The organism is Amycolatopsis alba DSM 44262 (genome assembly GCF_000384215.1).
Classification (GTDB): Bacteria; Actinomycetota; Actinomycetes; order Mycobacteriales; family Pseudonocardiaceae; genus Amycolatopsis; species Amycolatopsis alba.
Map to the genome: position 1 here is coordinate 2,398,102 of NZ_KB913032.1, position 14,613 is coordinate 2,412,714.

General features: G+C 70.1%; 16 protein-coding genes. 8 read left to right on the forward strand and 8 right to left on the reverse strand.

The window, feature by feature from the left end; genetic code table 11:
• Positions 1 to 92: 92 nt before the first annotated feature.
• Positions 93 to 1,421, reverse strand: coding sequence for a sensor histidine kinase (locus tag AMYAL_RS0111185; protein ID WP_020631393.1), 1,329 nt, complete (start codon positions 1,419 to 1,421; stop codon positions 93 to 95).
• Positions 1,418 to 2,146 (reverse strand): response regulator transcription factor, encoded by a 729-nt coding sequence (locus AMYAL_RS0111190; protein ID WP_026466958.1) that lies wholly within the window; start codon positions 2,144 to 2,146, stop codon positions 1,418 to 1,420. The genes AMYAL_RS0111185 and AMYAL_RS0111190 overlap by 4 nt, the downstream gene beginning before the upstream one ends.
• Before the next feature lie 144 nt (positions 2,147 to 2,290).
• Here AMYAL_RS0111190 and AMYAL_RS0111195 point away from each other — a divergent pair, with 144 nt between their 5' ends.
• The 3 genes from AMYAL_RS0111195 to AMYAL_RS0111205 are packed head-to-tail and all read left to right on the forward strand — an operon-like array spanning position 2,291 to position 5,249.
• Complete coding sequence (locus AMYAL_RS0111195; protein ID WP_020631395.1) at positions 2,291 to 3,382, forward strand: LolA family protein; 1,092 nt, start codon at positions 2,291 to 2,293, stop codon at positions 3,380 to 3,382.
• The gene (locus AMYAL_RS0111200) at positions 3,379 to 4,374 is read left to right on the forward strand and encodes an ABC transporter ATP-binding protein (RefSeq protein ID WP_020631396.1); all 996 of its coding nucleotides are present in this window, start codon (positions 3,379 to 3,381) and stop codon (positions 4,372 to 4,374) included. Before AMYAL_RS0111195 ends, AMYAL_RS0111200 begins: the two co-directional genes overlap by 4 nt.
• Entirely contained in the window at positions 4,371 to 5,249 is an 879-nt protein-coding gene (locus AMYAL_RS0111205; RefSeq protein ID WP_020631397.1) for an ABC transporter permease, read from the forward strand. The genes AMYAL_RS0111200 and AMYAL_RS0111205 overlap by 4 nt, the downstream gene beginning before the upstream one ends.
• Positions 5,250 to 5,484: 235 nt before the next feature.
• Here AMYAL_RS0111205 and AMYAL_RS0111210 read toward each other — a convergent pair whose 3' ends face one another.
• From AMYAL_RS0111210 to AMYAL_RS0111220, 3 genes are read right to left on the reverse strand one after another with little or no spacing between them, the layout of a single operon-like run.
• The gene (locus tag AMYAL_RS0111210; protein WP_020631398.1) at positions 5,485 to 6,507 is read right to left on the reverse strand and encodes an ABC transporter ATP-binding protein; all 1,023 of its coding nucleotides are present in this window, start codon (positions 6,505 to 6,507) and stop codon (positions 5,485 to 5,487) included.
• Positions 6,507 to 8,084 (reverse strand): ABC transporter permease, encoded by a 1,578-nt coding sequence (locus AMYAL_RS0111215; RefSeq protein ID WP_020631399.1) that lies wholly within the window; start codon positions 8,082 to 8,084, stop codon positions 6,507 to 6,509. Before AMYAL_RS0111215 ends, AMYAL_RS0111210 begins: the two co-directional genes overlap by 1 nt.
• 47 nt (positions 8,085 to 8,131) lie before the next feature.
• Positions 8,132 to 9,184 carry a thiamine ABC transporter substrate-binding protein gene (locus AMYAL_RS0111220; RefSeq protein ID WP_020631400.1) on the reverse strand — a complete coding sequence of 351 codons (1,053 nt, stop codon included), beginning with the start codon at positions 9,182 to 9,184 and terminating at the stop codon, positions 8,132 to 8,134.
• A 75-nt stretch (positions 9,185 to 9,259) separates the two neighbouring features.
• On the opposite strand from AMYAL_RS0111220, the gene AMYAL_RS0111225 reads away from it, so the two are divergent.
• Positions 9,260 to 9,550 (forward strand): 4a-hydroxytetrahydrobiopterin dehydratase, encoded by a 291-nt coding sequence (locus AMYAL_RS0111225; RefSeq protein WP_020631401.1) that lies wholly within the window; start codon positions 9,260 to 9,262, stop codon positions 9,548 to 9,550.
• Positions 9,551 to 9,954: 404 nt separating this feature from the next.
• Here AMYAL_RS0111225 and AMYAL_RS0111240 read toward each other — a convergent pair whose 3' ends face one another.
• Genes AMYAL_RS0111240 through AMYAL_RS0111250 form a run of 3 tightly spaced genes read right to left on the reverse strand, consistent with a single transcriptional unit; the run spans position 9,955 to position 10,915 of the window.
• Entirely contained in the window at positions 9,955 to 10,317 is a 363-nt protein-coding gene (locus AMYAL_RS0111240; RefSeq protein ID WP_039795417.1) for a winged helix-turn-helix transcriptional regulator, read from the reverse strand.
• Positions 10,318 to 10,334: 17 nt separating this feature from the next.
• Entirely contained in the window at positions 10,335 to 10,715 is a 381-nt protein-coding gene (locus AMYAL_RS0111245) for a type II toxin-antitoxin system death-on-curing family toxin (protein ID WP_020631404.1), read from the reverse strand.
• Entirely contained in the window at positions 10,712 to 10,915 is a 204-nt protein-coding gene (locus AMYAL_RS0111250) for a hypothetical protein (protein ID WP_016337139.1), read from the reverse strand. Before AMYAL_RS0111250 ends, AMYAL_RS0111245 begins: the two co-directional genes overlap by 4 nt.
• 52 nt (positions 10,916 to 10,967) lie before the next feature.
• Here AMYAL_RS0111250 and AMYAL_RS0111255 point away from each other — a divergent pair, with 52 nt between their 5' ends.
• The 4 genes from AMYAL_RS0111255 (at position 10,968) to AMYAL_RS0111270 (ending at position 14,613) form a co-directional block, all read left to right on the forward strand.
• Complete coding sequence (locus AMYAL_RS0111255; protein ID WP_020631405.1) at positions 10,968 to 11,432, forward strand: DUF2716 domain-containing protein; 465 nt, start codon at positions 10,968 to 10,970, stop codon at positions 11,430 to 11,432.
• Positions 11,433 to 11,518: 86 nt separating this feature from the next.
• Complete coding sequence (locus AMYAL_RS0111260) at positions 11,519 to 11,893, forward strand: hypothetical protein (protein WP_020631406.1); 375 nt, start codon at positions 11,519 to 11,521, stop codon at positions 11,891 to 11,893.
• A gap of 92 nt (positions 11,894 to 11,985) precedes the next feature.
• Complete coding sequence (locus AMYAL_RS0111265) at positions 11,986 to 13,347, forward strand: M28 family peptidase (RefSeq protein ID WP_020631407.1); 1,362 nt, start codon at positions 11,986 to 11,988, stop codon at positions 13,345 to 13,347.
• Positions 13,348 to 13,455: 108 nt separating this feature from the next.
• The gene (locus tag AMYAL_RS0111270) at positions 13,456 to 14,613 is read left to right on the forward strand and encodes a hypothetical protein (RefSeq protein ID WP_020631408.1); all 1,158 of its coding nucleotides are present in this window, start codon (positions 13,456 to 13,458) and stop codon (positions 14,611 to 14,613) included.

Genomic DNA, 14,613 nt, shown 5'->3' on the forward strand with positions numbered 1-14,613 from the left:
GACGACACGTGTGATCAGACGGACGACACGGCGACGGAACCCGACTACACGCGGGTCGGCCGGCTGGTCACAGGTACGAGGAGCGGGAGCGTCTACTGAGGCCGCGCGGCCTGCCAGACGATCTGGAAACGCGCCCCGCCATCGGGTGACTCGCCGACCCGCACCCGACCCCCGCGCCGCCGGACGGCCTCCGCGACCATCGCCAGTCCCAGCCCGGTCCCGCCGGAGGACCGGGCCCGCGAATCGGAAACGCGGTAGAAGCGGTCGAAGACCCGGTCCCGGTGCTCCGGCGCGATACCCGGCCCGTCGTCGTCGACCACCACCCGCACCGAGGACCGCGACGCGAGCACCGAAACCACGATCTCGCCGCGCGCGTACCGGGAGGCGTTGCGCAGCAGGTTGCTCAGCACCAGTTCGACCTCGGCGTGCGTGGCCAGCGCCCACGCCGTCCCGGCCGTGCCGCTCACCCGGACGTCCGGCGCGTCGGCGGGCATCCGCGCGACCGCGGCCCGCACCTCGCTCACCAGCTCGACCGGTTCGGCGGGCGGCACCTCCCCCGCGTCCGACCTCGCCAGCGCCAGCAGCCCGTCGAGCAGCGAGGAAAGCCGTTCCGACTCCTCCAGGATGTCGGAAAGCGTCTCCTGCGAGAGGTCGGGATCGGGATTGGTGACGGCGACCTCGGCCTGCACACGGATCGACGCGACCGGCGAACGCAGCTCGTGCGCGGCGTCGCCGGTGAACCGCCGCAGCCGGTCGGCGCCCTCCTCCTGCCTGGCCAGCAGGGCGTTGAACTCCTCGGCCAGCGCGCGGAGTTCGTCGTGCGAGTCCGGCAGCGGAAGCCGCGCGCCCGGTGGCAGGGCCCGCACGGAACCGCGCATCCGGGCCACCGGCCGCAGCGCGAACCGCACCAGCAGCCACGTCGCGATCCCGGCGCCCACCGCGCCGACCGACGCGACCACGAACAGCCACAGCCCGCCGGAATGCACGGCGGTGGCGAAGCCGACCAGACCGGCGCCGGCGGCGACCAGGCGTTGCTGCCCGTCGGGCGCGGTGACCACGGTGCCCACCCAGCGCCAGCTGTGCTCGCCGCCGGTCGTGACCGGCTCGCCCGCCTTCAGCGCGCGGACGTCCGCCGGGCCGAGGTTCGCCGGTGGCAGGCCGTCGGCCGGGGCGCCGCCGGTGTCGAGGACGCGGACGGTGACCGCCGAGGCCGCCGGTGACCGCCCGGCGGCGGCGTCGGCCTTCGCGATCTCCAGCTGGGCGCTGAGTTCGTCGTCGACCGAGCCGATGAGCAGCGGCCGGAGATTGTCACCGGCGACCGCCGCCAGCCCGAGCAGGAAACCGAGCGTGACCGCGGCCGTGAGCAGGGTGATCCGGACCTGGAGCGAGCGGCGGCGCCACCAAGACGGCGAGCCGATCACCCCTGTCCCGCCGGGGCGATCACTTCGTCGAGCTGCGGATCCGAGGCCAGGTAGCCGTGCCCGCGCACGGTCCGGACCAGCGCGCCCGCGCCGACCGCGTCGAGTTTCCGGCGCACGTAGCCGACGTAGACCTCGACGACGTTGCGGGTCGCGGCCTGTTCGTCACCCCAGACGGCGCGCAGCAGCTCGTCCTTGGTGACCACCGTGCCCGCCCGGCCTGCCAATACCTCCAGCAGCGCGAACTCGCGGGGGCTGAACGCCACGTCGATGCCGTCGTAGCGGACCTGCCGCAGGCTCCGGTCGACTTCGAGCGCGCCGATCCGCAGCGGTCCGCGGATCGCGTCCGGCGACGCCCGCCGCAGCACCGCGCGCACCTGCGCGACCAGGACGACGAACGAGAACGGCTTCACGAGATAGCCGTCGGCGCCGAGGTCGAGACCGTCCGCCTGGTCGACCTCGCCGTCCTTCGCGGAGATCATCAGCACCGGCGTGGTGACGCCGAGCGCGCGCAGCCGTTCGAGCACGCGATAGCCGGAAAGACCGGGAAGCATGATGTCGAGCAGGACGACGTCGAAGGAGCCCGTCTGCGCGAGCCGCAGGCCACTCGGCCCGTCGGCCGCCGTGACCACGTCCATGTCCTCGGCGCGCAGCCCCCGCTGCAGCGCCTTGCGGACGCCGGGTTCGTCGTCGACCACCAGTACTCGAGGTTTCACGTCCCTCATCATTCACGCTTTCACCAGCTCACGCGCGAGCTCTCAGCGCCATCTCAGCTCGGACGGCGGAGTCTGAGTGGTATCTCAGCGTTTCCGGGGAAGCGTTGTCGCCAAGACCCGAGCACACTGGGGTTCGGGGAAACAGGGAGAGACAGCATGGATCCGAAGAGGAAGGCCATCACCGCGGCGGTGGTGGGGACGGCTCTGGGCGTCGGCGGGCTCGCCGTCGTCGCGATGCCTGCCAGCGCGGGTGATGCCCCGGTGCTGCCGCAGATCAGCGCCGAAGAGCTGGTGCAGTCCACGCTCAACGCGAAGCCGTCGGCGTTCGACGGGAAGGTCAAGGTCAACAACGACCTCGGCCTGCCGCAGATCGGCAGCACGCTGCCCGGCGCGTCCGCGCTGAGCATCGACTCGGCGCAGATCTCGACCGATGGCGCGGGCAAGAGCAAGGTGTCGCTCACCGAGGGCTCCAGCCAGCAGACCATCGTCCGGAACGGCCAGACCGTCTGGGAGTACAACTCCAAGGACAACTCCGCGACCAAGGTGACCATCCCGGCCGACCTGGCCAAGGAGCACCAGAACAAGGTCGAGGGCCAGGCCGTCGACCCGGCGACGGTGGCTTCGGAACTGCTCGGCAAGGTGCGCGAGAGCAGCACGATCGCCGTCGACGGGACGTCCTCGGTGGCGAACCGGGCGGCGTACGAGCTGGTGCTGACCCCGAAGCCGACCGAGCGGACGCTCCTGCGCGAGATCCGGGTCGCGATCGACGAGCAGACCCGGATGCCGCTGCGGCTGACGGTGCTGGCCAACGGCACCTCCTCCCCGGCACTCGAGGTCTCCTTCAGCGAGATCAACTTCGCGAACCAGCCCGCGGGGAACTTCGAGTTCACCCCGCCGAAGGGCGCGAAGGTGACCGAGAAGACCGCCGAGGTCGACCCGAAGAACCGTGAACTCGCCGAGCAGGCGAAGTCCGACGTCAAGGTCGTCGGCGACGGTTGGGACACCGCGATCACCGGCAAGATCCCGGCCGACGCGCTGGCCAAGGCCGGTAGCGCGAAGGACGAGGAAGGCCGTCAGGTCGACCCGAAGGCGCTGCTTTCGCGGTTCGCCAAGCCGGTCAGCGGCGCGTGGGGCAGCGGCTGGCTGGTGACCACCAAGGTCGGCAGCGGCGTGCTGACCGACGACGGCCGCTACGCCGTCGGCGCGGTGCCGGAGCAGGTCCTCTTCGAGGCATTGGCCGCGAAGTGACCACCACGTTCGAAGCCGGGACGGACGCCTCTCAGGAGACGTCCGCTCCGGCGGTACCCCTGGCGGCCCGCACCAGGGGCCTGCGCAAGGTCTACGGCCGCACGGTGGCCGTCGACCACGTCGATCTCGACGTTCCCGAAGGCGCCGTGCTGGGGATGCTCGGCCCCAACGGTTCGGGCAAGACCACGACCATCCGGATGCTGCTCGGACTCGTGCGTCCCACCGAGGGCGAGGTCGAACTCTTCGGCAAGCGGATGCCCGACGAGGCGGCGCACGCGCTGCCCGACGTCGGCGCGCTGGTCGAAGGGCCGGGCTTCCACCCCTTTCTCTCCGGGCGGGAGAACCTGCTGCGCGTGGCGGCGGCCGAACCGAGACTGGCCTCGGCCGGGATCCCCGGCGCGGTCGACGCGGCGCTGGAGCGTGTCGGCCTGACCGACGCCGCGACCCGGCGCTACAAGGGGTACTCGCTGGGCATGAAGCAGCGGATGGGGCTGGCGAGCGCGCTGCTCGTGCCGCGGCGGATGGTCGTGCTCGACGAGCCGACCAACGGCCTCGACCCGGCGGGTACCAGGGAGATCCGCCGGATCATCGACGAACTGCACGCCGACGGCGTCACCGTGCTGGTGTCGTCGCATCTGCTGGCCGAGGTCGAGGCGACCTGCACGCATGTCGCGGTGCTCCAGTCGGGGAACGTGATCGCCCAGGGCGAGCTCACGGAACTGCTGGAGTCGGGGAACGCGGCGCTGCTGGTGCGGACGCCGGACGCCGAGCTCGCGGTGGAAACGTTGCGGGAGAACAGGATCGGCAGCAGGCTCACACCGGACGGCGTCCGCGTGGACCTCACCGCCGCCGAAGCTCCCGACGTGCTGCGTCATCTGGTGACGGCCGGGGTGGCCGTGCACGAGGCGGCGCGGGCGCGCACCGGGCTGGAAGACCTGTTCGCCCGGCTGACCCAGCCGGAGTCCACTGTAGACGGTGAGGGGGAGTCGTGACCCACGCTCTGGCCGCGGCACCCGCGGCACGAACGGGCCAGGACAGTGTCGGCCTGCTCCGGTTGTACCGCGCCGAACTGCGCTGGATCTTCCGGCGGCCCCGCACGCTGGCCGTGCTGGGGCTGCTCGCGCTGATCCCGATCGTGATCGGGGTCGCGCTGACGCTGGTCGACCCGGCGGAGGCGAACGGCGGTGGTGGCGGCGGGGACGGCGCGCTGCTCGCGTCCGCGATGAACAACGGGTTCATCCTGCCGGTCGCGGCGCTGACCATGACGCTGGCGCTGCTCCTGCCGCTCGCTTCGGCGATGGCCGGGGCGGACGCGATCGCGGGCGAGGCGGCGCACGGCACCCTGCGGGGCTGGCTGATCGCGCCGGTCGGACGGGGCAGGCTGCTCGCGATCAAGGCGTTCGGCGTCGCGACGGTGTCGGTGCTCGCGGTGCTGGCGATGACGTTCACCGGTTTCGTCACCGGGCTGATCATCAGCGGCACCGACTCGATGTTCACCCTCACCGGTTCGACGCTGAGCGTGTGGGACGCGCTGGGCAGGCTCCTGATCGTGGCGCTGTGGATCACGCTGCAGCTGTGGGCGGTCGGCGCGGTCGCGCTCGCGATCTCGTCGTTCACCGAGCATCCGATGCTGGTGGTCGCCTCGGTGCTGGCCGGGACGATCGTGTTCACCATCCTCGGCTTCCTGGACGCGGTCTCGTGGCTGCATCCGTTCCTGCTCAACAAGGACTGGGCGCAGGCACCGGCGTCGGTGCTGATGGACCCGCTGGACACGACGCTGCTCGGCGAGGGCGCCCTGCGGGCCGCTTGCTACATCGTCATCGGGCTCTCGATCGCCTACTCGCGCCTGACCACACGGGACGGCTGACCTTCGCTGGCTCGTAAGTGGCGATTCGCGTCCTCTCAAGGGGTAAGGCAACGGTGACGGGGCACCGAACTCGCGTGCTTGAAGGCGGATCTCGCGTGATCAGAAGCCGCACACCCGAGTTCGGCGTCCAGTCACGTGAGTTCCGCCTTCAATCACGCGAGTCACGTCTTCGTCCTGGCCGCGAACCCGGCGAACGAGACACGAATCGTCACTCACGCCCACCCACCGGTCAGCTTCAGCTGACGAGGGCGACGCCGTCCGGGTCCAGGGCGAGCCGCACGGTGTCACCGGGGCGCAGATCGGCGGTCACCGGCGCGACGGCGTCCACAGTGGACACTCCAGCCGGATCGCCGCCGGGCGCCACCACGAGCCGGACGTGTTCCCGCCGGTGCACCACCGCGGTGACCTCGCCTTCGACGCCATCGGACGCGACCCGCAGACCGTGCGGCCGCAGCCCCAGCCGCACCGCGCCGTCCTCGACGTCGGGCAGCGAGACCTCGCCGAGCGGCGTCCGCACCACACCGCCGGACGCCTCACCGTCGACGAACGTGGTCACGCCGAGGAACCGCGCCACGTTCTCGTCCACCGGCTGCCGCCAGACGCGGCGGACCGCGCCCTCCTGCCGGATCTCGCCGTCGTCGAGCACGGCGACCCGGTCGGCGAGCGTGAACGCCTCTTCCTGGTCATGCGTGACCAGCAGCGCGGTGATCTTGCTGCGCCGCAGCAGGGCCGCGAGGTCGATCGCGAGCTGTTCCCGCAGTCCGGCGTCCAAACCGGACAGTGGTTCGTCCAGCAGCAGCAACCGCGGTTCCGGCGCCAGCGCGCGGGCCAGCGCGACCCGCTGCGCCTGTCCGCCGGACAACTCGGTCACCCTTCGCCGCTCGTAACCACTCAGCCCGACCAGCTCCAGCAGCGCACGGACACGGTCAGTGTGCTCGGCGCGCGGGACGTCGTGCATCCGCAGGCCGAACGCGATGTTCGAGGCGACGTCCTTGTGCGGGAACAGCTGCCCGTCCTGGAAGACCAGCCCGAACCCCCGCCGGTGCACCGGGACACCGGACAGGTCGTCGCCGTCCCACCGCACGATGCCCGACGTCAGCGGCTCCAGTCCGGTGATCGCCCGCAGCAGCGTCGACTTCCCCGAACCGGACGGGCCGAGCAGTGCCAGCACCTCGCCGTCGGCGATGTCCAGCCCGGCGTCCTTCACCGCCGCGAAGGATCCATAGTGGACGGTCAGATCCCGTACCGACAGCGACACTAGAACTCCCCTACCGAATTCTGCCCGCGGACCGCGCCGAACCGGTCGATCAGCACCACCGCCACCACGGTCACGATCATGAGCAGCGCGCAGGCCGCGTAGGCCATCTGGTTGTTCAGCTCTCCCGGCCGCGAGATCAGCGTCGCGACGGCGACCGGCAGCGTCGGCGCGTCCGGCCTGGCCAGGAAGCTCGTCGCGCCGAACTCGCCGAGCGCGACCACGTAACCGAATCCGGCGGCCGCGACCAGCGAACGCGCCGTCAGCGGGAGGTCGATCTCCCGCCACACCCGGCCGGGGCTCGCGCCGAGGGTCGACGCGGCCTGCCGCAGCCGGATGTCGACCGACCGCAGCACCGGCAGCACCATCCGCACGATCAGCGGGATGATCACCAGCGCCTGCGCGAGCGGCACCAGCAGCGGCGACGTCCGCAGGTCACCAGGCAACGCGTCGAGCGTGACGAGGTAGCCGAAGCCGACGGTCACCGCGGACACACCCAGCGGGAGCATCAGCGCGGCGTCCATCGTCTCGCCCATGCCCCGCGCCAGCCTGCCCGGCGTGCGGCGCAACGCGACCAGCACGACCGAGGCCAGCACCCCGATGATCATCGCGAGCATGGTCGCGTCGAACGCCGTCCGCAGCGACATCGACGCCGCGTCCCAGCCCGAGACCTGGAGTGCGCCACGGGATCCGTGACCGGCGAGCGCCTCGTACCCGGCGAGGCTCCAACCGTCCGAAGTGGACACGGACTCCAGTAGCAGCGCCACGATCGGCGTCATCAGGAGCGCGATCACCGCGAGCCCGGCGGAGACGGCCCACCACTCGCCGCCCCTCGGCCGCCGCGCGGTCTCGCTCCCCGAACGCAAGCGCACCGCGTTCTCGCGGCGCCGCCTCGCCAGCGCGCCGACGACGAGCGCGGCGATCACGGCCGCGAACTGCACCAGGGACAGCGCGGCCGCGCCGGAGAGGTCGAGCAGTTCGACCGTGCGCAGGTAGATCTCGGTCTCCAGGGTGCGGTACTTCGCCCCGCCGAGAATGAGGACGACCCCGAAACTGGTGGCACAGAACAGGAACACCACCGCGGCCGAGGACGCGATGGCCGGCGCGAGCGCGGGCAGCGTCACCGAACGGAAGGCACGCCACGGCGACGCGCCGAGCGCCCGTGCCGCGTCCACGGTGCGCGGGTCGAGATGGCTCCACAGCCCGGAAACCGTGCGTGCGACGACGGCGACGTTGAAGAAGGCGTTGGCCAGCACCAAGGGCAGCAGTCCGCCGTCGGGCCAGAGCGCGCGGAACGCCAGGCCGACCACGACGGTCGGCAGGACGAACGGCACCAGCACGAGCGTCCGGACCAGCGAGACACCCGGCAGCTTCACGCGCGCGAGCAGGAACGCGACCGGCAGGCCCGCGAGCACCGCGACGATCGTCGAAACCCCCGCGCTTGCCACGGTGAATCCGGCGAGTTTCCAGGTCAGCGGGTCGCCGATGGCCGTGCCGACCCCGCCGGAACCGAAGCCCCGGCCGATGATCGCCGCGACCGGCCAGGCGAAGAAGAGCACGAGGAAACCGAGCGGCAGCACGGCGAGTGCGGCCAGCCCGGCTCCTCGGAGAGTCAGCCTGCCGGTGTTCAGCCTTCGAGTAGCGTGCGCCACTGGGCGATCCACTGCTCGCGCCCGGCCTGGATCTTGGCCGGTTCGAGCGTCTTCGGCTGCTGCGGAAGCGGCGCGGCCTGCGCCCAGCCCTGCGGGAGCTCGACACCCTGACGGGCCGGGTACACGTACATGTTGCTCGCCACGGTCACCTGGAACTGCTGGGACAGCAGGAAGTCCACGACCTTGCGGGCCTTCTCGACCTGCTTGCCGCCCGCCAGCACACCCGCGTACTCGACCTGCCGGTAGCAAGTGTCCAGCAGCGCCTTCGTCCGCGGCTTGCCGTCGTCGCCGATCTCGGCGGCGGGCGAAGACGCGTAGGAAACGACGATCGGGCGCGGCCCCTTGCCCGAGGAGCCGGAGAATTCCTTGGTGTAGGCCTCTTCCCAGCCGCTGACCGTCTTGAGGCCGTTGGCCTTCAGCTGGGTCCAGTACGCCTGCCAGCCCTGCTCACCGAACTGGGCGACGGTGCCGAGCAGGAACGCCAGCCCCGGCGACGACGTCGCGGGGCTTTCGGCGACCATCAGGTCCTTGTACTTGGCGTCGGCGAGGTCCGCGAACGACTTCGGCTCCGGGATCCCCTTGTCCACGAAGTACCGGCTGTCGACGTTGACACAGACGTCGCCGAGGTCGACGGCGGAAAGCCGGTGCTCGGGGTCGACGGAGTAACGCTGCGGGCCGCGATCGGCCTCCGGGCTGGTGTACTGCTCGAAGACGCCCTCGGTGAGCGCGCGGGAGGCGAACGTCGAGTCGACGCCGTACGCGACGTCCCCGATCGGGTTCGCCTTGGTCAGCACCAGTTTGTTGGTCAGCGCGCCCGCGTCACCCTGCTTGAGCACGGAGATCTTGATCCCGGACTGCCGCTCGAACGCGTCGAGGACCTCCTGCGGGGCGAGCCACGAGTCGTGGGTCACGAGGGTGACGGTCGTCGGCGCCTGCGGGTCGTTCCCCGTGTTCCCGGAGAGCGAGCAGCCCGCGACGAGGGCGGCCACCGTGCCAGCCGCAACGACCGTGCGGAGGGCGCGTTTCATCTAGCCTCCTGCGTTCTTCAAGGGGGGACCCGTGGCAAACGTGCAGCGTAGCCGACGGCGTACCACCATGGAGTCATGGCGGAAATCTTGCACGACCAGCAGGCCGACGAGGCCGTGACCAAACTCTCCGGCTGGACGCGTGACGGCGTCACGATCGAGCGGACGGCGAAGCTGCCGAGCTTCCCTGACGCGATCGCGGCGGTGAACAAGGTGGCCCTTTTGGCGGAGGCTGCCGACCACCATCCGGACATCGACATCCGCTGGCGGACGGTGACGTTCCGGCTCAGCACGCACTCCGCCGGAGGGCTGACGGAGAAGGACTTCGCGCTTGCGTCGCAGATCGACGGGGTACTCGACGCTGTGTGACGTCCGCAACGACTGCGCCACGACACCGCTTCTCGGACGTCTCCCGGATACGACCGAAGAGAAAAGGACGAATGATGACGCAGGCGATCGTGGTGGGTTTCTCCGCATTCGGCGCGATGGTGGCGGCCGCTGCCGGAGTGCTCTGGTACACGGCGCGTGATCGGCACCATCAGCACGATCAGTGACCTTGATCACACTGGCGTTCAAAGGGTAACGCGAGGCCTGATCAACGCGCTGTTCCCGGCGGACCTGTCGCTTCTCGCCCCCGGAGAGCCGCCGTGAACAACGCCTCCATCACCGCCGCCCAGCGCGCCTGGGTGACCGCCTTCGCCGCCGCCATCACGCTGCTGACGATCGTCGTTCTCGGCCTCCTCGGCTAGCCCGACCCCGCCCCGCCACCACCCTCAACGGGCAGGCTTCGCCTGGCCGCCCGCCAAAGAAGCCTCACGAGCCGCGGCGAGCGCCGGAAGGTGCTTCGCCGCCCACTCGCGGCATGCCTCCATCGGCTCGAACAACGTGCGGCCGAGCGAGGTGAGCTCGTACTCCACCCGTGGCGGCGTCTCGTCGTACGCCGTCCGCGTGATCATGCCATCGCGCTCCAGAGCCCTGAGGGTCTCCGTGAGGACCTTCGACGTGATGCCTCTCAGCGGCACCCGCAGTTCGGTGAACCGGCGCGGACCTTCTTCCAGGCACAGCACGACCAGGCCTGCCCATTTGTCGCCGATCCGGAACGGCGTCAGATTCGACGGGCATTCGGGCGCGAACATGTCGGGGCTCAACGGCTTCACCCGTTCGAAGTTACCCTCGCCCACGCGGCCAGCTCGACCGCGGCTTCCGGGTACCTGCGTGAGCCGATGGACATCGCGATCACCAGGTCGTACGCGTCGTCTTCCGGCGCGTCGAGGTCGTGACCGTTGAGCCCGTAGAAGACGAACGTCGCCATCCAGGCCAGGCGCTTGTTGCCGTCGACGAGCGCGTGGTTGCGCGTCAGCGATTCGAGCAGCACCGCCGCTTTCTCGTGCAGTGTCGGATACGCGTCCCGGCCCATCAACGACGCCTGCGGCCGGTGCGCGGCGGAGTCGAGCAGCCCGAGATCACGGATGTCGGGCACACGGAGATCCTCCGCGAGCGCCAGCAGGTCTTCGACGGTGAGATACTCGATCACTGGGCGAGACGGTCGAGCAGAGCGGCGTAGCGCTCCCTGCCGTCCTTGGACAGCGCGCGGACACGGTCGTCACGGACGCGGCGCGCGGCGGCCTCGGTGATGGCCCGAACGGTGGCTTCGTGCTTGCTCACGCCGTCGGCCTCCGCCAGCAGGGCGAGAGCGCGCTCCTGCTCGTCGTTCAACCTCAGAGTCATGGCCATGAGATTGATGCTACCACTCTGGTATCAGACTGGCGGAGCGTATTTTCCCGGCGTGAGCATCGAGACGCTGGGGGACGCCGAGTACCGGCAGGTGTGGGACCGCTTCTCCAGGGAATTCGCCTTCCGGCCGAGCACCGACCGGTTCGAGTGGCCGGGGATCGAGGAGCCGGCAGGATCGGCGACCTGGAGCCTGTCCGCCCTCGACGACGACCCTGGCTACCTGCTCCTCGACCGGATGGTCGCGGTGATCCAGCGAGGCCTCGCCTCCTGCGCCGACGAGCTGTACGCGCTCGACTGGCACCACGAGTCGTTCCGGTTCCCGACGTCCGCGAAGGACTGGCCGCTCAGCCCGTTCCCTGACGGTGACTACTACGTGTACCTGACTTCCGACTTCCGGCTGGGCACGTTCGGGCACCCGTGGGAGTACACGCTCTGCGTGTTCGGCGACGCGCTGGTGACGGCGATTTCGGCGGAGGTCACGGAAGTCCTCGGCGAACCCGTACGCAGGTCCGCGTAGACCCGATTGCCGCTTCCGGGCCGACGCCCTCAGCTGCCTCGAAGAGGACTCTTCAGTGGTCATCCGACCCAGTGAGGAGTTCCGCCATGAACCGTTCCACCGCAGCCGTCGCCAACGCCTTTTTCCTGTTCGCGGGCGTCGCCGGCCTGATCATCCAGATCGCGTCGGGCGTACCCGGATTCCCGGACATCCCGCCCGGCCCGTTCATCCTCGGCAGCACCGGGATCCTCGTCCTGACGCTGGCCGCCCGGTTCCGCTGGATCCTCTTCCTCGGCATCGTCGCTCCGACGTTCATCCTCGTCGGAGCGTTGCTCGAAGGCTCGTTCTGGGGACGGCTCGCCGACGTCGGCGACTTCGGGCCCTTCGTCGGCACCGTGCTCCTGATCGGCGGGGTGATCGCGGCCGCGACCTGCGGCGTCGTCGCCGTCTCGCAGGCATACCGCCGGGTCGCCGCGCGCTGAACCGGAAAAAGGGGACGATCGGAGGTTGTCCTGACACATCGGTGCCTATTGGCTACTCGGACGACGGTTCTCCGAGAAGTGAGGGGTGTTCCATGGCAGGTCTGCGCAGACGTGAGGTGCTCGCGGGCGCGGTGGCACTGGCGGGCGCGGCGACGATCGGGTTGAACCCCGGCACCGCCGCCGCGGCGACGCAGCAACGTCCGGGCGCGCAGTTCCCGCCGTCGCTGGACTTCGGCGACTACCCGGTGATCGCGCGGGTCCGGTCGCGGCGGGCGCTGGAGCACCTGCGGGTGCTCAGCGACAAGATCGGCCCCCGGATCGCCGGGACCGAAGGCGAGCTGCGGGCCAAGGACTACATCGCGAAGGTGCTGCGCGACCTGCGCTACCAGGTCACGCTGCAGCCGTTCCCGATCGCCGACAAGTTCCTCGGCGGCCTGTCGGTCGGGCGCGACAGCTGGCAGACCGGCTCCTCGCCCCAAGGCGCGCAGAACGTCACGCGCGAGGCCGTCGTCGTCGACGCCGGTGACGGGACCACGCTTCCGGACGACCTGACCGGCAAGATCGTGCTGATCGCGGCCGTGACGAACAAGGCCGACGCGTACCTGACGGCCGCGCAGCGCGGAGCGGACGCCGTGCTGCTCGGCCGGGTCGGCGCCGACCCGGCACGCAAACTGTCCGCGTTCTCCCCGACGCTCCCGACCCCGGTCACCATCCCGGTGCTCGGCCTGGCCCAGGTGCAGGTGGAGCGCCTGCGCGAACGGCTCGCCAAGGGCTCGGTCAAGGTGAAGGCGACGGCCACCCACCACAAGAACCTGACGTCGTACAACGTCATCGCCGAGCGGCCCGCCACCTTCCCCGGCAAGGACAACGGCGTGGTCATGGTGACCGCGCACTACGACAGCGTCCCCGGCTCCCCCGGCGCCAACGACGACGGCAGCGGCACCGTGCTGTGCCTCGAACTCGCGCGGGTCCTGCGGTACCTGCCGACGAACAAGACGCTGCGGTTCGCGCTGTGGGGCTCGGAGGAGTACGGGCTGATCGGCTCGCGGCACTACGTGTCGAACCTGTCCGACCCGGAGGCGAAGCGGATCGCGGGCTGTTTCCAGAACGACATGGTCGCCACCAGCTGGGACCCGGCGATCACCTACTGGCTGCTTTCCGTCGACGGTGCCGACAACGCCACGACCGCGGCCGTCAACGCCGCCTCCAAGCGGCTCGGCTACGACCCGCGGGTCAAGGGCCCGGTCGCGCGCGGTTCGAGCGACCACGTGCCGTTCTTCGAGCGTGGCATCGCGTCGGGCAACTTCAGCTGGCGTGGCGAGAGCGGCCCGGCGCTGCTGGAGCCGACCTATCACACGCCGGAAGACACCATCAAGGACAACGTTTCCCTTGAGCGGCTTCAGGTTTCGCTGGAGCTGATCGGATCTGCGGCGTACAGCCTGCTGCGGAAGTAGCGCACGCCCATGTCATGAAAGGGTCGGTCAGGACGTTTCTTGCCCTGACCGACCCTTTCATGACACTCGGGGGTCCTGATTGTCGGTGGCCACTGCTTCCATTACGCCATGACCACCGCGCACGAGATCGCCGCACTCCTGCCCGACCCCGCCCGGCTCCGCGAACACCTGCGCGCACTCGCGGTCCTGGAATCGGCGATCGGCGAAGATCCGGAGTACGGCCAGTACACCTTCGACTCCGACTGGGGTCCTGGTGTCGAAGCCGCCTTCATGGACAACGGTTCAGGCGACGACTTCACCGTTCTCTTCACTCCGTCCGGCGTGCTCGTCCGCGGCTTCGACCACGAGTCGCCGATGAGTCCCTACGCGGCGGACGACGAGCAGGTCTGGCCCGGCGTCATCGACGACGTGCCCGCCGCCCTGCGCTCGCTCTTGGACGATGCCGCCTTCCACGAAGAGGGCAGCGACGTTCCTCGGGTCACCGCCTGCCTGTGGTGGGAGCACGGAGACACCGCCTGGCACACCGGATCGGCCATCACCTTCCCTGCCGACAGCGAGAGCCCGGACGGTACGGGCTTCCTCTTCGGACTCCTCGTCGACCGCTCTCCTGAGGCCGTCCGATCCCACTTCGAGGACTATTACGAGCGCCCTGTCCCTCTCGACGCCATCCGTCATGTCCTCGACGGGAACCCGCTCACCCCCGCGGTCGCCGTGGCCCTCAACCCGGCCGTGCTCTCCGACGAAGCACTGCTCGAGAGGATCGCCGAGCATCCCGAAGCCGCCTCATATCTGGCCTGTGACGGCGAATTCGATCTCGCCCGCACCGACCCGATCGAGTCCATCGCCCTGCCCAACGGCTTCTCGGTGAAACCTGTCGCGGGCTGCAACGCCGGCGGCACCCATTACCTCTGCGGCCCGGCAACGCCGGACGGCTCGCGCCCCGTTTTGTACACCGACTCGGAAGGCGGCGCTTCCCTCATCGCCGAATCCGTCGCCGAGGCGCTGACCCTCGCGATCGTCCTCCCGTCTTGGCACGACGCTCTGGCAGGCTCACGTCCCCCTGAACTCGGAGCCGACCACCTCGAAGACAACCCGGATCACCCCGCCGTCCGCGACCGGCTCCTGGTCGAACTCCGGCTGCCCCCTGCCACCGGGCAGGAAGTCCTGGATCGCTTGCTCGCCAGCGCCGCCCGCACGGTCACCGACGGATTCCTGCCGCACGTTCCCGGCGAGGAGGATTCCGCTTTCGAACCACTGCTCGGGTGA